Origin of the sequence: Dysgonomonas sp. ZJ279, from assembly GCF_011039205.1 — a bacterium.
Classification (GTDB): Bacteria; Bacteroidota; Bacteroidia; order Bacteroidales; family Dysgonomonadaceae; genus Dysgonomonas.
The window spans coordinates 647,778-666,445 of the sequence record NZ_JAAKEL010000001.1; the positions used below are offsets into that span (position 1 = coordinate 647,778).

Below are 18,668 nucleotides of genomic sequence, written 5' to 3' on the forward strand. Positions count from 1 at the left end.
AAAAAGGCAATTCATAGTGAATTGCCTTTTTTCTGTTTATTTTAATATATCATCAGCTTTTAGTCTTTTTCTATAAAGCGTTTCTTTTTCTCTACTACAATTACTTTGAATAGCTTATCTCCCGGGCGGATTTTGTCAGCTATTTTTATCGAAAACTTCTCACTTTTTACAGTTTCATCCACAGATTTCAGGTCGACGCGTATTTCATCTACAATGTGGTTTACAGCTCCTGTAGTAGGTCCTGTTATTAGAATTTCATCACCTATTTTCAGCGATTGAGTTTCCATCAAAAATTCGGCAACACCAATGTTAGAAAAGTATTTAATGCCCTTTCCGATATATATTTTGCGCTTGGTTGCACCTGATCCATAATTGCTCGACCATTCGCCAAGGCGTTGACCAAGATAATAGCCATCCCAAAATCCACGATTGAAAACTGTTGCTAAGCGTTCGTTCCATTCTTCTACTTTTTTTTCCGAGAATGTTCCTTCACAATGTGCTTTGATAGCTTCCCTATAGCATTCTACAACTGTACGCACATATTCAGGTCCGCGCGCACGCCCTTCTATTTTGAATACACGTACACCTGCATCCATCATCTTATTCATGAAGTGGATTGTTTTCAAATCCTTGGGAGACATGATGTATTCGTTGTCTATTTCGAGTTCTATATCGCTTTCTTTATCTTTCACAATATAGCTTCTCCGGCACAATTGGTTACATGCTCCGCGGTTGGCCGAAAGATCTTTTTCGTGTAAGCTCAGATAGCATTTGCCCGAAACAGCCATACAGAGTGCGCCATGGCAGAACATTTCGATGCGAATAAGCTCTCCACCCGGTCCTGTGATGTTTTGCTCGACAATATCATTATAGATTGCTGCTACCTGATTGAGATTCAATTCGCGGGCAAGCACTGCTACATCGGCAAATTGTGCATAGAATTTGAGCGAATCCGTATTTGTTATATTTAATTGAGTAGATAGATGTACCTCGACCCCTATGCTGCGGGCATACATCATCACGGCGACATCGGAAGCAATGATAGCCGATAATTCAGCCTCTTTAGCTGCATCCACTATTTTATGCATCAATGTGATGTCATTGTCATAAATGATCGTATTTACTGTAAGATAACTTTTCAGGTTGTTCTTTTTACAGATAGAAACGATATTTTTTAAATCTTCGACAGTAAAGTTATTTGACGATTTGGCACGCATATTTAGCCCTTCTATACCGAAGTATATAGAATTTGCGCCACCTTGTATTGCAGCAGCTAATGAATCGTACGACCCCACAGGAGCCATAATTTCATAGTCGGATATATTTTTCATTTATTTCTTGTTTTATAATTCTAAACCGTTTTCACGGTTTTCTTTATATTTGATAGAGAGTAGTCGTAAGAATGAGCTGATCTGCGAAATAGCGGCTTGAGTTTCGCCCGATACTTCTTTCTTCTGTAGTTTCATCAATAGAAAGCCATACAGAGCAGAAAAACAAGTTTCTAGTTCGGGAATGTTTTTGTCCGGCGATTTGGAGCGTAACTCCACTATAAAGGATAGGGTCTTATAGTAATCTGCCGTATAGTCGGATTCTTTAGATGATTTTAGTAGTTGCAAGTGTAGGTCTGTAAGGTCGAGTATTACATTCTTGTTAATTACCAGATGTCCCGATTCGGTAATACCTTCCCTGCGCATCATGTCTATAAGGCCTTCGTACCATTCTTTAGTTTCGGCTTTAATTTCCTCCGGCTGTGCATATTGCTCTATTATTGCTTCGTCAATTTTATCTATATCTAGTTCATAGGCACGTATCAGATCTTCTACTTGCCACATATATAGTAAGTATTCTGCAATATTGTCTTGTTTAAGTTTTTTAGCTATAAGCATTTCAGTGAAATTTAAGGTTACAAAAGTAAAGAATAAAAATGAGAATATGGTTTGTGTGAATGATCTATTTGCTTATATAGACTTTGTCTATGCACTTATAGTGATAATATATTCAATTTGTTGTGAACAAAGTTATTGAATCTTTGTTTTTATAATAAGAGCAAGAGAAAACAGGTGTATTTTTTCATAGTGTGTTTAGATGATTGTTTGGTTAATAATTATTGGTTTTATCCAACCTGTTTTCATAATTAGTGTGTTAAAGTTAGTTTTAGTATTAGTTTTAGGTTAGGAAGAGATGGTTGTTGATAATCGTCTCTTCTTTTTTTATATCTTTAATCTCATGTTTAACGTTACAACAATAGAAAGCGGATACTTTATGGCAGATGGCGGTGCGATGTTTGGGGCTATCCCTAAGCGTGCATGGTCTCGTAAGTATGTGTGTACAGACGATAATCTCTGTTCATTAGCTATGCGTTGTGTACTGGCTGTATCTTCGGATGGGAAAAGGAAAGTATTGATTGATTTGGGTATGGGAGATAAGCATCTTAGTCAAGTTAATTATTACCAGCCATATGATCTGCTTAATATTGCGGATGCTTTAGATTCTCATGGTTATCATTCGAACGATATTACGGATGTGGTGCTTACTCACTTGCATTTCGATCACTGCGGTTATGCAACACTGAAAGATGTAAATGGAGATGTCATGCCCTCTTTTCCTAATGCTAACTATTGGTTGAGCGGGCAGCAGTGGAGAAATATATTATCTCCCAATCGTTTAGAGCAGGACGCTATTTTTGCTGATAATATTCTTCCGATTCAGGAAGCCGGCCTACTTCATTTGATAGACGAGGATACAATGTTATATGATGGTTTCCGACTTCGCCTTTTTGATGGACATAGTGTCGGGCAATTGGTTGTCTATATAGAGGGTAAAGATGGTGTTATAGTCTTTCCTGGGGATTTAATACCTACCTCTGCACATGTGTCGCTGGAATGGATATCGGCTTATGATCTATGTGCCTTAACCTCTTTGACTGAAAAGCAGCGTTTTCTGGAAGAAGCTGAAAGCAATAATTATATGCTGATTTATTACCATGATGCACGTGTGGTAAAAAGTAAAGTGAAGAAAATAAATGATAATTATAAAGCAACTGATTTGCACTATTTGTAGTCAATAAAAATCTCTTATTGTTTGTATCCCGTATTCTTGTATCATTATTAGTGATAGGAATTTCTAAGAAACAAATCCTGCGGACCTCACGGCTCACAGGATTCGGACTTTACAAAACTACGCTTCAAATTTACAAAACTGAACTTGAACTGGTTTTATAGCTCTTACCTGAAAATAGAATGATTAAAATTTTGTAAAATTTACTTCAGCATCACTCATCCAATCTTCATATTCCACTTGAACGGAATAGGAGTGGCTGTGATTTAAATCTTTTTCTGCATCGAAAGCTTTATATAATTTATATCCTGAATGTATAGCCTCTTCGCCCAACGATCTTACTAGTTTCTTATATCCTTTGTGCCGCTCACTCCCGTTTATAAGTATGTACGGCAATTCTTGCTTGTGCTTCCCCTCAGTTAGTGTTGGTATAAGCATCATAGATTCGTTTTCTCCAATTGGAATATATGGAATGTTGATATCCAGATCAATTTGGAGAGATTTTCCTTTTTTCTTCTTTTTAGATTCTTCAACATTAATCAATGGATTCATATTTTTCTGGTTTTTATAACGATGTAACAATACTATTTTCCTTACTTTACTATATATGGTATATTCTATTTATTCATCCGATATTGAGAAAGAGACATGCCTGTATGTTTTCGGAAAAAGCGGCCTAGAGACGATTGATTCGCAAAATGTGTTTTTGTCGCAATTTCTTGAATATTTAAAGTTGAGCACTTTAATAAATCTTTTATCTCCAGTATTATATATTCCAAAATCCATTCTTTCGCCGATTTGCCACTAATGGTTTTAACTACTGTTGATAGATATTTGGGTGTGATGCATAATTTGTCTGCATAGAAAGCGACATCTCTATTTTCCTTGTAATACTCTAGTATCAGTAGGAAAAAATTATAGGCTAATTCTTCTTTTCGGGCATCCAGACCTGAGCTTTTTGACGAAACTGTATTTTTGTAATTATTATAAAGATCCAGATATAGAAGGCGAAGAAGGTTTATAATGTATTCTCTACGAAATAGATGTTGAGAATTCGATTTGCTGTATATCCAGCGATAATAATTGGTGAAGTTATCAACCTCTTTTCCTATTAATTTATAATGACTTTTTGATCTCATATACAAAAAGAAACTAGCTGAGAATCTGCAAATGCCACTAAGTACATCATTGAATAGAGAATGTGACATAGTGAAGTAGTCTATTGAGAAATCGGAGCTGATTTCTTTTGCAGACACAAATTGGCCGGGAAGAATAACTATTAGTTGGTTTTTGTTTAAGAGATATTCATCATTATGTATACTAATTTTTACACTTCCGGTCAGGCATAAACCAACCAGGCCAAAGCGTGCATAAGAAGGAAATGGGGTGATAGGCATATGCTTAGAATCCTTATATACCCTAAAGTCGTTTTCCAATGGGTCAACAACGTCTTCGTCCTTGAATGAAACTGTATTTTTACAATATAGCATTTTGGTGTCTCTTTGAGATTGCAAATATATAGTATTAAAGTTTTCGATAATTAAACAGTGGTCATCTGGTATCATATTGTAGAAATATGGTATTTGTGATTGCTGTTTTAGTTAAAATAATATAGTTTGTGAGGTATGTTAACCAATTTAGGAAGGGATTTGTTCGTGTGATATTTCTTAAACTATTTGAAAAAAATATTATTTATGTTTCATTCTTGTTGCTATGTATGTTGTTTGTAAATAGATTTTTAAGAGAAAAAGAAAAGCCCTGGAGAGATCCAGGGCTTTTCCTAAATTAGGTTTTCTATATTAGAATTCCATAGGTATATCCATTAATAGAATACGAGCATTTTCAGTGTTAGCAGTTATTTTAATCGTATCAGTTTCCCATATTCCTATTCCGTCGCGGTGGTGTAGCTTTTGGTCGCCAATAGTAAACTCTCCTTCGACAACCATTGCGTATACTCCATTACCTTTTTTCTTAGGTTGGTAATCAAAGCTGTACTCTTTGTCGAAAGTTCCTAAACTGAACCATGCATCCTGATGTATCCATAAACTTTCACTATCTCCGTTTGGAGAAACGACTAGAGTCAGTTCATTTTTGTTATGTATGAAGTCGAATGCTTTCTGTCCATATCTAGGCTCCACGTCTTTTTTATTAGGAAATACCCATATTTGGAAAAGATTGACCGGTTTGTCACGATTTGCATTGTATTCACTATGTGTGATACCCGAACCGGCACTCATCACCTGTACCTCTCCTGAATGGATTACTTCCGTATGTCCCATACTATCTTTGTGTTCCAAATCCCCGTATAGAGGTATTGTTATTATCTCCATATTGTCATGGGGGTGTGTACCAAAACCTTCACCACCTTGCACTATGTCGTCATTTATAACCCTTAGTGCTCCAAAGTGGATACGGGACGGATCATAATAATTAGCAAAACTGAATGTATGGTATGTGTCTAGCCAACCATGATAAGCATGTCCTCTTGTCGATGCTTTGTATAATACTGTTTTCATATATTTACCCTTTCTTGTAATTGTTTAAAATGCAGATAGATTGCTTTTCTGCTTTACAAAGATAAGGATATAATATCTATTTGTAAAATAGTAAAATTAATAGATATGTATTAAAATATGAATAGATAATTTGTATCTTTGTAATATGGTTAATTTTGAATGGTATAGAACATTTAAGGCAATTTATCAAGCTGGTAATCTGACAAAAGCTTCGCATGAACTTCTTATATCCCAGCCCAATGTGAGTGTTCAGCTTGCAGCCTTGGAGAATCATGTCGGACATAAACTGTTTGATAGGTTACCTCGTAGATTAGTACCTACGGAATATGGCAAATTGCTCTACACGCAAATTGTAGAATCGGTAGAAAATTTGGAAAAGGTAGAAACTGAATTCCGAAAATCGGCTTTGAAGCGAAATAGTACTATTCGTTTGGGTAGTCCGATCGAGTTTTTCAATAATTACTTAGTTGATAGACTAGGAGAGTGTAAGTCTAATTTGAATGTGGAGTTTGCATTAACCAAAGACTTGATTGATCGCTTGGTTAAGCAAGAGTTGGATTTTGTGATAGCTACCCAACAGATAGAAAAGCCTGATGTTTTTTATCTTCCGATTATGAATGAATCTTTTATGATTGTTGCAGATAATTCTTTTGATAGTCATGTTTTTGATAACTACATAGCTGATAATAATCTGGTTGAGGCTGAAAAATGGCTGATAGCTCAAGCTTGGATTACTTATGACAATGAGTTATCTCTTATTCGTCGTTTTTGGCGGGAAAACTTCAATAAAAGACCTCTGATAAAACCTCATTATGTAATTCCTGATATTAATATAATTTTGAAGACGGTAAGCTTAGGTAACGGGATTAGTGTGGTGTCCGATTTATTTATTAATAAGTGTACTGGTGATAGCAATATGAAGATATTGTGGAGAGGTATTGTTTCAACTACGAATACATTATTTTTAGCTTATAACCCTTTGCGTGTAGAGGCTTCCCGAATTGACGAAATGAAAAATTTGCTAGCTTTAAAAACTGATACTCTGAATGAATTTGTATGAGTTATATCTTAGATTCTGATAATAAATAGTTAATTTTAGAGTTCATATAGTAAAGGTTTGTATTATGAAAAAGCTATTATTCTTGTTGTTAATCGTTATTTCAGCTAACTCTTATGGTCAGATTGAAACAGTAAAGGATAGCATTCCTTTATTTGATAAAAACAATAACATTGAATTGAGAAACGAGCGAATAGATAATTATTTGCGGACGGACGATGCTTCATTATTAAAAGAACCCCCTGCCGCATACGTTCCCGATTATCAACCTTTGCGAAAAAATAATTCGGAGCCGATCGATTTTAGTTTGCCTCCAATGTTTTATGATCCTTTTTCTACAATCTTTCCCAATGCAATAAATGTCCATAATTTATTTGCAAACGATTATAGCTATTCCGCTTTTTATCGGCTTTCCGATCAAGCCTTTTTAACTACGCTTTCCACTCAGGATACTTACCCCACATTGGGCGCAATAAGAGTTATGAACGCCCGATTTGGGTATCAACCGACTTCTTGGCTGCAGATGTCGGGCGGACCTTATGTGTCTAAGTATAACGTACATGGTGCGCATTATAATGATATAGGTGTGGGAGGGAATATGAAATTTCTTTTAACTGATCGTTTTCGTGTCAATGTCTATGGTCAGTACTCTGCTTTTGGGCAGCGTAATAATACAGGTTCTCCTGTGGTGGGTGTGTATCCGCAGTCTTATTATGGTGGTACTGTTGAATTTAAAATAACGGAGAAATTTGGCGTCGAGGCGGGCATGGTTCGCGAGTTGAATCCTTTTAATGGTAAGTGGGAAACACGTCCGGTTATATCACCGGTTTTTTATGCCAAATAATCTTTCTATTTACTTTACTGGCTAATTTTTTACAATTGTTTTGTTTATTTGATATTAAATGTAAATAACGTTTTGGGTGTTATTCTAAAATGTTATTTCTTCTTATGTCTTCTTGTCTTGATCCCAAAGTATTATTTATAGTTAAATTAACATAAGTTAAATTGAGGTGTTCTGGCCCATCTAGATTTCTGTGTCTTGATTTGTATCTTGCTATTTCTGTCCTTGCTTCTACTTAATATGCATATTTTAAATTATTTACATATTGGGTGTAAGTTGTTGTGTGCTTTTCTTTTCAGCTTTGTATGTCTATTGTTTTTAGTCGCATCTTTTGTTTGATCAAATGTTAATGTGTGTTGTACAACATCTGCTAAAAGGTATGATTTTTAGAGGAATGTATGAACATATGATGAATTTTATTTTATCTTTGTGACAGGATTTGTTGACATATATTAGAATATGATCAATGAAATACACAGTGTTTTTTAATATTTTAACTAAACTCAAACATCTATGAGAAATGCATTTTCATCTTTGGTGAGGAGAAAAAGTATTCATTCTAAGTGTCTTATAGCCATGCTGGCTGTAGGTAGCTGTAGTGTTGCTGCATCTCCAAGTATCTATGCGAAATCGGAAATGGGCGTTTATGAAGACATGCAGCAACAGACCAAAACTGTTGTTGGTACAGTGTCTGATGAAATCGGAGAGCCTCTTTATGGGGTAAGCGTCAGAGTGAAAGGTACTACTGTTGGTACTATCACTGATCTTGACGGTAAATTTACGTTGCAAGTACCGACTGGTAATTCGGTGCTGCAATTTTCTTACATTAGCTACTTGTCTCAAGAGGTTAATGTTGCTAATCAAACCAATGTAACTATTGTTCTTAAGGAAGATAGTCAAATGTTGGATGATATCGTAGTAGTAGGATACGGTGTTCAACGTAAGTCGGATGTTGTAGGATCTATTGGTGTGGCTACAGGTGAGCAATTGTTGCAACTTCCTGCTAATAATGCATTAGAGGGACTGAAAGGTCGTGTTGCAGGGGTAGCTATTTTTAATACAACAGGTAATCCACTTGGTGATAAAGGCCCTCGTGTATTGATTCGTGGTGTAAACTCTATTAACACAGAAACAAATCCTTTATATGTAGTTGATGGGGTTCAAATGGCCGACATTCAATTTTTAAATCCAAATGATATTGAGCGTATGGAGGTGCTGAAAGATGCATCTGCTACAGCTATTTATGGTGCCCGTGGTGCTAATGGGGTTATCCTTGTTACTACTAAAAGAGGTACCACCGGTAAAAAAGGAACAGTTGTTTCATACGCGGGTTGGTTAACAGTTTCTACTTTGTTTAAAGAGATTGATGTCATGAATTCTGCTGAATTTATGGAAGTTCAACGTATTGGTAGAGCTAATATACCGTATTTTGATTCATCAAAAACAGCTCAAGTTCCAGATACATCTAATAAAGATCTTTTCGATTCTAATGGTAATCCTTTGTATGATACTAACTGGCAAAGAGAGGCCACACGCGATGCGTTTTCTCATAGCCATCAGGTAAATATTCAAAGCCAAGGCGATAAGTCATCTGTAGGAGCATTCTTCAATTTTACAGATCAACAAGGTCAGTTGATTAATAACTATGCGAAACGATTGAATGCTAAATTGACTTACGATACAGATGTGAACAAATGGTTGTCATTTAATACTAACTTAATGATTAACCACGTTTGGGGTAATTCAGTTGAAGACTTTGGTGGTGGACAAGATGCTCGTCGTACGATGCTTGAAATGCCTCCTATTTTCCCTGTGAAGTACCCTGACGGAACATATTCTAACAGTAGTGGTACTAATCTTGGACTAGAATCTATGCCAAGCCCTGTTCATGAATTAACTGAGGTGAAAAGAAATCGCTATAAAACTAAGATTTTTGGTAACTTAGCAGCTACTTTCCATATTCTTCCGGGTTTAGATTTAAGAACTCAAATAGGGGTTGATGCGAATTTCAGACAATTCAAATTATACCAAGGAACTGATTTGATCAACATGTCAGCAGGTTCAAGCGGTAGAGCTTTTATTAATAGAGAAGACCATCTTTTCTGGCAAGAAGAAACCTATTTGACTTACATAAAGACTATTAATAAGGTTCATCGTATTAATGGTACTTTAGGTATGGCTTGGTCTCAAAATACTACAGACTCAAATAATAGTGGAGATGTTAGATACTTCCCAGATGATTTCTTCGGATATAACAATCTAGAAGCCGGCAGCCAACCTTCAAGTCCTACATCAGGGTGGAGCAGATGGTCGATGCACTCTTACTTCGCTCGTGGTAGTTATGCTTTCAAAGATCGTTACTTAGCAACTGCTACAGTGCGTGTCGATGGTTCTTCCCGATTTGGAGGAAACAATAAGTATGCAACATTCCCTTCTTTGGGACTAGGTTGGATCATTACCGAAGAAGACTTTATGAAAGAAGCATCGTGGATATCTAATTTGAAACTACGTGCAAGTTATGGTTCTACTGGTAATACAGAAATAGATACTTATAGATCTCAAGCTCCTTTAATTTCTAGTACGCTTTTATTAGGCGGAGTTAGAAGCCCTTATAACTATTTGGAACGTTTTCCTAATCCGGATTTGAAGTGGGAGAGAACCAATCAATTCGATGTCGGAGTAGATTTCGGTTTGTTTAATAATAGAATTAATGTAGAAGCATCATATTATTACAAACAAACTAAAGATTTATTGCTAGAGCGTCCGATCCCTTATACTACAGGTTATGGTGTTGTTTGGGATAATATTGGTCAGGTTGATAATCAAGGTGTTGATTTGATGATTAATACTACTAATATTGAATCAAAAGATTTCCGTTGGGAAACAACATTCAATATGAACTACAATAAGAATGAAATTAAGAAACTAGGTGTAAATAATGAAGATATTTTCATGGATCCGAATTTCCTTAGTGGTAATATTATTCTTCGCGTAGGTGAATCGTTAGGTACATTCTGGGGATACGAGCGTTTAGGTACATATAGCTCTGACGAAGGTGCTGCCGAAGCAGCAAGAGCAGCTGCAAAAGGTGAATCTCCTTCGTTCGTAGCAGGTGAAGCGAAACGTTCTGCAGATAAGAAAATCCTAGGTAAAGGTATGCCGGAGATAACAGGTAGTCTTATAAATCATTTCTATTATAAGAATTTTGATTTCACTGTAGATCTTCAATTTGTATCAGGAGCTGATGTTAGACAAAATTTCTTCCATTCACTTGAAGATAGAACCGGTCTTACTAATACTTTGAGTACAACTTTATATGATGCTTGGACTGAAACTAATCAAAATACAATGATTCAGAGAATTCGCCATGCTGCGGTTTCCGGACAAAGTTCGCAAAGTGACTCTCATTGGGTGGCTAACGGTGCGTATATCAGAGGTAACTTACTTCAATTAGGTTATACTGTTAGCCCGGGTGCATTGAAGAAAACAGGATTATCTTCTCTACGTATCAATGCAAGTGTGAAAAATGCATTCGTGATCTGTTCTAGCGATTTCAAAGGATATGATCCGGAATCAACTTCTTATGATAATAAGTTTGGACAAAATACATTTTTCTTCCAATATCCTACATCTAGAGTATATTCATTGGGTGTAAATCTTAGTTTCTAAAAAATAAAAGGAATATATTATGAGAAAATTTTTATATACAGTCATTACGCTGGCAATTTTAGGATTTAGCTCCTGTAATGACTTCTTAGAAGAAGAAATGAGATCACAGAAGGATGGTACTAAACCGTTCACCTCTGCGGCCGATGGCCGTGCTGCTGTGAATGCTCTATACAGACAAGGTTTCTCCGGCATGTGGGGTGCGGGCTCATATACAGCGTCGAGAGCTATGTATGACGGATATTTATCCGGATTGTATGAGAATGTATCATATGCAGGTATGAATACTTTTATTACAAATGCCTTGAACTTAGAGGTTGATTCTAATGTAAATGATGGTGATTTGAGAGATTATTGGTCGCCTCTATATGTGGAGATTTCCAGAAGAGCAAATTATGCTATCAAGAATCTTCCGACATGTCCGGGATTGACGGATGCTGAACGTGCCAGATTATTAGCCGAGGCTAAGTTCTTTAGAGGAATGAACTATTTCTTTTTAGTTAAACGTTTCGGACCGGTTCCTTTAATAGATGTTCAATATACATCTTTAGCTGATGATAATTTCTATCCTAATCGCTCTTCAGAGAAAAAAATCTATGATTTTATTATTAAAGATTTGACTGAAGCGCTTAATGATGGAGGTTTAGCTGATACAGCATTTCCGCTTAATGGCATGCGAGTGTCTAAAGGTAGCGTTTTAGCTCTTCTTGCTGATGTATCTTTGAATATGGGTGGTTATCCACTACAGGATAAATCTATGTATGCGAAGGCGGCAGCATATGCTGATCAGCTAATAAAAGATCCTGCTTATGCTTTGATTGAAAGTGCGGATAAAGCAGAAAATAGTGTATATAATGTTCTTAGAACTTCAGATGTTGAAAAAGAATATTTATACCAAATAGAGTATGATGGTGTTATTTCTGATTCGGGACCGTATAGTGCGTGGTGTTTTCCTGCTGAGACCCATAAAGTATTTGGACTTAAATATGATATTGTAAATGACTGTTTAACTCCAATTCCAACTTTCTTGAATGTGTATGATAAGACAGATGACTTACGTTATCAAGATGGTCAATATTTCCATACTGAGTTTAAAAACCGTTTGACGGGAGAAGTTATTCCGTTATCAGTAGGCCGTGTTAAAAAATATCCATTCTTCTTTTTTGAAGAAACGGCAGCTGTTATAGATACTAAAAATACTAAAGATAGAGTTGTATATAGATTAGCAGAAATGTATTTGATTTATGCTGAAGCTAATACTTTAGCTACAGGTAATGTATCTGCTTTGGCTATTAGTCGCTTGGCTAAAATACAAGCTCGTGCATCTATATCTAAAACGCAAGCTGACATAGAGGCTCGATTAGCGACATTATCTCCGGATGCTTTCGTAAAAGAAGTTTGGAAAGAAAGAATGCGTGAGTTGATATTCGAAAATAAAACTTGGATGGATGTTACTCGTACTAGAAAATATCCTTTGCTTGATGCTAGTGCTACTGCTGCTACATTCCAGTTTGTGGATGTAATTGGAGCTAGAAATGGTAGAGGAAGAACATTCACCGAGAAAGATCTTTTGTTACCATATCCTAACTCTGAAATACAAAGAAATCCTAATCTAATGGCTGAACCATTAAATTAATATTCTTTATTTCTATATATAAAAGAGGAGCTTTAAGCTCCTCTTTTTTTGTAGCTACTATATTTGTTATTTTATATCTTTTTGCACATTGATTAAATAATAATATATTTGTGTACACTTATCCCTTAGAAACACAACAATGAGGAAATTAATTACAATCCTACTCTTATCTTGCATATCCTTTATTTCTTATGCGCAAGAATCAGACTTTTATAGACGACTGTCTACCGCAGCTATAGAGCTAACCAGAGATAAAGTAACTTATGATCCTGCTTATTATAGTATTCCCTATCCGAATGGTGATGTACCTGCTGGTAAAGGTGTTTGTACAGATGTGGTTATTCGTGCATATCGTAAACTTGGAATTGATTTGCAGCAAAAAATGCATGAGGATATGAAAGCTAATTTCAGTAAATACCCTACAAGATGGGGTATGAAAAAGACTGATCGGAATATTGATCACAGGCGGGTGCTGAATCAGCAAATGTATTTTTCACGCTTTGGAATTGTTCTGCCAATATCGGATAAAGGAAGCGACTATAAGCCGGGTGATATTGTAGCATGGGATTTAGGTGGTGGTATTACGCACATTGGTATAGTCACAGATCGTCAATCTAAGGATGGCCTACGTCCTCTTATTGTTCATAATATTGGTCGGGGACAGGTACTTGAAGATATGATATTTAATTTTAAGATTACGGGTCATTACCAATATAAATAAAAGAGATTATTTAACTTTAGGCATTGTTGTTTATCAGTTAGAGTATTCCAATTAATTTCGTAAGATTATGTATAGATATTTGAAGTGCATTATTCCAACAATTACTATTGTCATTATTTTTCTGTTTATGGCTTGTGGGGAAACTAAAAAGCCTTTTGATAAAGAGAAAGGTGTCGATTTTACCGAAACTGATAATCTTCAATATCTGGATAGTATGATAATGGAATATATAAATCCGGATATGGAGGTGATTGAGATTGACTTTAGAGCAGCTGATACAGATGATGATACTTTTTCGATCGGAAAGGGTAAAGCTATTGTTTTTTACGTAGACCCTCAAAACAATAAAAAGAGAAAAGCTATCATCATTGATTTAAAGGATGGTACATCTAAAGAAGATACAACGTATAATGCGACAGAGAATTCAAAAAAATACAAAGGTCATAAGATTGCAGTAATGAATTGTTGTTCAATGATTGCCAACAATATAAATAAGGCTATGGAAATATTGGATGCAGATGATATTTCTGTTGATGGTATAGGAACATATACTATTACTCTGCACAATAAGCCAAACAAAGTAAAACATAAATTTTCGCTAAAGAAGCGTACGGGATCTGTAGATAGACGCGTTTACTACGACGAATATCGTTTCGAAGCAGATGGAAAAGGGAAGGTTAAGAAGCTAAAATAAATTATTTCAGCCTTGTTTTTGTTTCTTTGAATGAATTTCCTTAATGACTTTTCGGGTTGTTTTCGTTCTGCCAATTCCGGCTTTTGCCATTTCATTGATTCCTTGAGAATTATCAGGATCGAGACTTAGTGCTTTCATATAGTCTTCAACGGCATTGTCATATTCACGCAGTAATTCATAAGCAAATGCCCGTTTGGTGTATGCACCGGCGAAGCAAGAGTCTATATTTATCGCCTTTGTATAATCATTAATTGCATTTTTGTATTCACCTATATTTGTATAAGTATTTCCTCTGTTACAATAGGCTACAACGTCCATAGAATCTATCTGTATTGCCTGATTGTAATCTGCAATGGCACTCTGATCGTTACTCAATTCGACGTATGCATTTCCTCTATTTATGTACACATCGACAATGTAAGAAGGATTTAATTTTATAGCCTTCGTGTAATTGTCAATAGCTAAGTCATATTTTTGTAAATCTTCGTAAATGATTCCGCAATTATAATAAGCGTCAGTATAATTTCCATTAATATTTATCGCCTTGTTATAATCAATCAATGCTAAACTATCGTTTCCAATGCCTTGATATGCTACACCACGATTAAAATATCCACTGGCCTCTGTCGAATCCAATTCAATATTTATATTGCAGTATTCAATCGCTTTATCGTAGTTCTCAATATTGCAATACTCATTACTGATAAATGAATAGCATTCTTTAAGCAGAATGGTCTTCTTTCGAGGGGTAATGAGAGCTTCATCCATATTTATTTGCTCTATAATCCCTTCAAAATTTAGTATTCTATCATTTGGATTCTTCAGGCTGTCAAGAGTAACAAGCATTTGATGGCGGAAAGCAGCAATATGTTTGTCCTGTTCGAGATCTTTATCGAATAGTTTACAAGAATTACCGGCTATCATTATAAATGAAAGGCAAAGCACCGGTATTATTTTCTTTATATATCTTCTTGAGTTGCTAGTGAGCATTTTTTTAAAGAATTAAGTTTGTTCCTATTGCAAAGATATATAAAAAGCTTTATATACTATGCGCTGTATCTATTTCATATTAAAGCAAAAATATCTACCTATCTCAGGCAGATATTTTTTTCATAGTAGTGTTTATGTATTCGAGAAAGCATTTATATTAGCTCCCCTATATATAAAACGAAAGAAAGGTTAACTTGTTACATATTCACGAGAAAAATTTATTTGCATATTCGCTTATTCACAAAAAAGAGCCTGCATAATTGCAGGCTCAACATAGTGGGTGAGGATATTTTATTTTTGGAATACCTCAATTAATGATGCAGATATAATTTTATTCGCATCAATATTTAATTCTTTGGCAACAACATCTTTTAGGTCTAGTGAGATGTAAATAGTTTTAGTCCCTTTATCCTGTATAATTGCAGTCTGTTTATTGTGCACGTTATCGTTCAATTCAAAGACATTATTAACAGTGAGTTTATAAGTTCCATTTATTGGCTCATTGCCATTCGAAGAGAAAATGTAGGTTCCATTATCAGCGAATTTATAAGTAGACCCTTTGCTATTGTCGTTATAACTGCTAATGAAGTTTTCAATCTGTTTTCCTAAATCGGCATTATCTCCTACATTTACGTTTGGTTGAGTACTTTTGTACGTCCACACACCCACAATATCAGTAGATATTGGAATTTTGGGGTCATCTTCGTTGTCGCATGAAATAAGTGTAAAACTAGTAATAAAGACTAAAATGAAAAGTCTGCTCAGTAATTTTGTATTCATAAAGTGATTTGTTTTGTATTTTGCGGTTGCAAAGATAGAAATAAGATGTAAGTAATAAAAGTTCAATTTGTTATTAATATAAAAATTAATCGGACAGCAACCTATTTGGCTACTATCCGACGAATAAGAAAGAACTTATTTATTATCAATAGAAAATTCGATACATTTTAGATGTAATTAGAAACTGGATCAATCGAAATCCCAGTCCCAATCTTGGTGCCATCCCCACTTGTTTATACAGCCATTGCGATGAAATCGATCTGAATTAAACCTGTAATAGTCTCTTAGAGGTTGTTCCACAATAATAGTTTTATTAGCAGGGGTTTTAATTTTGATCGAAATTATCTCTCTATCCCATGGATTGTCATTATCATACCACTTAGGGCTAATGATGAATAAAGAGTCTTTACTTGTGTAGTCTAGGCGCAAATTATTCGCTCTTTGCTGTGCATCATCATAAGTTCTGCTAAAAACCTTTTTATCTACTTCTACCGTGCAAGACGTTAATAAAGAGTCTTGCTCGATTTGTACTCTGGGTAGAATAAATACAGCTCTATCTCTACCTTTAAGCCTGTTAAAATACAGGTTAGGTGTATTTGGTTGCTGGGTAGCATTTTTATATTCATCGGCTATTCTAATATATATGGTATCAGAGTTCGTAGCCAGAGGAATATTCTCTAGAGAGGAAGCTTCATATCTGTAATTCTTTGCCCAAGAGATGCCCTTGTTTCCTATATAAAATGCAGCACCGAACCAGAAGCACAATCCTACAATGAAGCTAACCAGCGTTGTAGGTGTAAATCTAGATCGACGTAATCCTTTTACAAACAGGTTGAAGAGGCCGACAAGAGGGAGAATAAATAGCAATACCATGGCGATTCTAAAATCGATAGTATTCATACCTATCAGTGCTAAATAATTTCGCACATTAAATATTTCCGTATCGAAATACAACCATAAGAGTGTTCCCGAAATGGCGATAAGTCCTATAATTGTTATTACGGCAGCAAATCCAAAAATAAAATTGAAAAATACCCTTATAAAGTCAGTAAAAATACTTCCTCGGTATTTCTTGTTTGTAGCAAATAATTCGCGATCTTCTATATTCTCTATCGAGGGATTAGTTCCTGTCATAGATACCTTTTGCTCAAAAGTTTTAGCTTTAGGTATTATTATTGTGAAAATAATGTATGCCAATACAACTGTAGCGGCGGCTTTGAACGAGAATATGTTTAGTATTAATATTATACCAATCAATGCTATGCGTATTGCAGCCGGATCTACTCTGAGATAATGTCCTAATCCGCTACATATTCCGCTTATAATACGGTGGTCGGAATCACGATATAATTTTTTCTTGAAGATATCGAAAGTACCTGTCTCCTCCGCTTTTGAATGATTGCTATTATCATTTGTTGCAGCTTCTTCATCTCCAAAATCTTTCGGATTGCCCATTATCTTTATTGTCTCTTGGGCATCTTCTAGTGTAACGGCAACATCAGTATTATTGATGCGCATGATTAATAGTTCGCTCAGACGCGCCTCTATATCGGCAACAATTTCTTCAGCTTCCGGATTTTTATCAAAATGCTTTCTGAGAGCTTCCAGATACGTTTTCAAAATATGATAAGCATCCTCTTCGATACTGAAAGCTAAGCCGCCGATGCTTACTTTTATAGTTGGTTTCATATATTTGTTTTTATTTGTTTCTGATATTGTCTATTACCTTCACAAGATCTATCCAAACATTGTCGAGTTCATTCAACACGGCACGTCCTTTTTCAGTTATAGCGTAATACTTACGGGGAGGCCCTTGCGTTGACTCTTCCCAGCGATAGCTTAATAAACCCTGATTCTTTTGTCGGGTAAGCAAAGGGTATAGTGTCCCTTCTACTACTATCATTTCCGAATCTTTCAGTTCGCTGATAATTGCCGATACATAGGCATCTTCTTTCGAGAGTATGCTTAAAATGCAATACTCAAGAATACCTTTGCGCATTTGCGCTTTTATATTGTCTACATTAATTGTTTCCATGAGTATTTGTTTTATTTGTGTTCGTATGTATATCTTCTAATATTCTCGGCTGTGGGGGCGAAACCTCTCATAGCTAATTTTTGAGGAACAGTATTCGCTATAGGAGCTACTATCCATATCACAATATAAGTTATTAGTGCGGCTCCATATAGGAAGAAGATCGCTACAAATAATATTCTTATAATTGTTACATCAACGTCAAAGTAAGCTGCTAGTCCTGTACATACACCAGCAATCATTTTTTCATCGGGATTTCGATAAAGACGTTTTTCTCCTTTTTGATAACCTTCGTTATCCGCCTTGTACCTTGTGCCCGATGTGCTTGTTTTGGGTTCTTCATCAAACTCAGTTTCTATCACACCCAAATGATCTATTACTGTTTCTACAAGTTTCATATTTACTACCTGATTAGAATACTTCATCTCATCCTGAAATATTTCGGCAACACGTGCTTCTACATCTTCCATCACCTCACGTGCTTCGTCAGCATCGGGAATTGTTGCCTCAAAGCGTTTCAAATAATCTTTCAAACGAAAATACGCATCATCTTCTACTGTAAAGTTGATACCTCCTATACTGACTTCTATTACTTTTTTCATAATATTTCATATTATAATTTTATGCACAGTTGTTTGTTATGCAAATATATGTAATAATATTAGTACTATGCAATAC

At 35.5% G+C, this 18,668-nt stretch carries 17 protein-coding genes; 7 read left to right on the forward strand and 10 right to left on the reverse strand.

Annotated elements, in window-relative coordinates; translation table 11 throughout:
• Positions 1 to 59: 59 nt before the first annotated feature.
• Both G7Y57_RS02900 and G7Y57_RS02905 read right to left on the reverse strand, forming a co-directional pair.
• The gene (locus G7Y57_RS02900) at positions 60 to 1,331 is read right to left on the reverse strand and encodes a peptidase U32 family protein (protein ID WP_185153910.1); all 1,272 of its coding nucleotides are present in this window, start codon (positions 1,329 to 1,331) and stop codon (positions 60 to 62) included.
• 12 nt (positions 1,332 to 1,343) lie between these two features.
• Complete coding sequence (locus G7Y57_RS02905; protein WP_165020664.1) at positions 1,344 to 1,886, reverse strand: DUF4924 family protein; 543 nt, start codon at positions 1,884 to 1,886, stop codon at positions 1,344 to 1,346.
• A 340-nt stretch (positions 1,887 to 2,226) separates the two neighbouring features.
• On the opposite strand from G7Y57_RS02905, the gene G7Y57_RS02910 reads away from it, so the two are divergent.
• Positions 2,227 to 3,060 carry an MBL fold metallo-hydrolase gene (locus G7Y57_RS02910; RefSeq protein ID WP_165020665.1) on the forward strand — a complete coding sequence of 278 codons (834 nt, stop codon included), beginning with the start codon at positions 2,227 to 2,229 and terminating at the stop codon, positions 3,058 to 3,060.
• 183 nt (positions 3,061 to 3,243) lie between these two features.
• On the opposite strand, the gene G7Y57_RS02915 is transcribed toward G7Y57_RS02910, so the two are convergent.
• The 3 genes from G7Y57_RS02915 to G7Y57_RS02925 all read right to left on the reverse strand — a co-directional run bounded on the left by G7Y57_RS02915 (position 3,244) and on the right by G7Y57_RS02925 (position 5,573).
• Positions 3,244 to 3,609, reverse strand: coding sequence for a DUF3868 domain-containing protein (locus tag G7Y57_RS02915; protein WP_165020666.1), 366 nt, complete (start codon positions 3,607 to 3,609; stop codon positions 3,244 to 3,246).
• Positions 3,610 to 3,674: 65 nt separating this feature from the next.
• Positions 3,675 to 4,547 (reverse strand): helix-turn-helix domain-containing protein, encoded by an 873-nt coding sequence (locus G7Y57_RS02920; protein WP_165020667.1) that lies wholly within the window; start codon positions 4,545 to 4,547, stop codon positions 3,675 to 3,677.
• 309 nt (positions 4,548 to 4,856) lie between these two features.
• Positions 4,857 to 5,573 (reverse strand): pirin family protein, encoded by a 717-nt coding sequence (locus G7Y57_RS02925; RefSeq protein ID WP_165020668.1) that lies wholly within the window; start codon positions 5,571 to 5,573, stop codon positions 4,857 to 4,859.
• A gap of 145 nt (positions 5,574 to 5,718) precedes the next feature.
• Between G7Y57_RS02925 and G7Y57_RS02930 the strand changes: the two genes are divergently transcribed.
• The 6 genes from G7Y57_RS02930 to G7Y57_RS02955 all read left to right on the forward strand — a co-directional run bounded on the left by G7Y57_RS02930 (position 5,719) and on the right by G7Y57_RS02955 (position 14,188).
• Complete coding sequence (locus G7Y57_RS02930) at positions 5,719 to 6,633, forward strand: LysR family transcriptional regulator (protein ID WP_165020669.1); 915 nt, start codon at positions 5,719 to 5,721, stop codon at positions 6,631 to 6,633.
• Positions 6,634 to 6,697: 64 nt separating this feature from the next.
• Entirely contained in the window at positions 6,698 to 7,474 is a 777-nt protein-coding gene (locus tag G7Y57_RS02935; protein ID WP_165020670.1) for a hypothetical protein, read from the forward strand.
• Between the two features lie 510 nt (positions 7,475 to 7,984).
• A complete protein-coding gene (locus tag G7Y57_RS02940) occupies positions 7,985 to 11,140 on the forward strand; it encodes a SusC/RagA family TonB-linked outer membrane protein (RefSeq protein WP_165020671.1) in 3,156 nt (1,051 codons plus the stop codon).
• Between the two features lie 19 nt (positions 11,141 to 11,159).
• Complete coding sequence (locus G7Y57_RS02945; RefSeq protein WP_165020672.1) at positions 11,160 to 12,773, forward strand: RagB/SusD family nutrient uptake outer membrane protein; 1,614 nt, start codon at positions 11,160 to 11,162, stop codon at positions 12,771 to 12,773.
• A 139-nt stretch (positions 12,774 to 12,912) separates the two neighbouring features.
• Positions 12,913 to 13,494 (forward strand): DUF1287 domain-containing protein, encoded by a 582-nt coding sequence (locus G7Y57_RS02950; RefSeq protein WP_165020673.1) that lies wholly within the window; start codon positions 12,913 to 12,915, stop codon positions 13,492 to 13,494.
• Positions 13,495 to 13,621: 127 nt separating this feature from the next.
• Positions 13,622 to 14,188 (forward strand): hypothetical protein, encoded by a 567-nt coding sequence (locus tag G7Y57_RS02955; RefSeq protein ID WP_165020674.1) that lies wholly within the window; start codon positions 13,622 to 13,624, stop codon positions 14,186 to 14,188.
• 6 nt (positions 14,189 to 14,194) lie between these two features.
• Here G7Y57_RS02955 and G7Y57_RS02960 read toward each other — a convergent pair whose 3' ends face one another.
• The 5 genes from G7Y57_RS02960 to G7Y57_RS02980 form a co-directional block, all read right to left on the reverse strand.
• Complete coding sequence (locus G7Y57_RS02960) at positions 14,195 to 15,178, reverse strand: tetratricopeptide repeat protein (protein ID WP_165020675.1); 984 nt, start codon at positions 15,176 to 15,178, stop codon at positions 14,195 to 14,197.
• 291 nt (positions 15,179 to 15,469) lie between these two features.
• Positions 15,470 to 15,958: a hypothetical protein gene (locus G7Y57_RS02965; RefSeq protein WP_165020676.1), complete on the reverse strand. Its 489-nt coding sequence runs from the start codon at positions 15,956 to 15,958 to the stop codon at positions 15,470 to 15,472.
• A gap of 189 nt (positions 15,959 to 16,147) precedes the next feature.
• The gene (locus tag G7Y57_RS02970; RefSeq protein WP_165020677.1) at positions 16,148 to 17,647 is read right to left on the reverse strand and encodes a PspC domain-containing protein; all 1,500 of its coding nucleotides are present in this window, start codon (positions 17,645 to 17,647) and stop codon (positions 16,148 to 16,150) included.
• 10 nt (positions 17,648 to 17,657) lie between these two features.
• Positions 17,658 to 17,993 carry a PadR family transcriptional regulator gene (locus tag G7Y57_RS02975; protein ID WP_165020678.1) on the reverse strand — a complete coding sequence of 112 codons (336 nt, stop codon included), beginning with the start codon at positions 17,991 to 17,993 and terminating at the stop codon, positions 17,658 to 17,660.
• 11 nt (positions 17,994 to 18,004) lie between these two features.
• Positions 18,005 to 18,592: a PspC domain-containing protein gene (locus tag G7Y57_RS02980; protein WP_165020679.1), complete on the reverse strand. Its 588-nt coding sequence runs from the start codon at positions 18,590 to 18,592 to the stop codon at positions 18,005 to 18,007.
• Positions 18,593 to 18,668 lie beyond the last annotated feature (76 nt).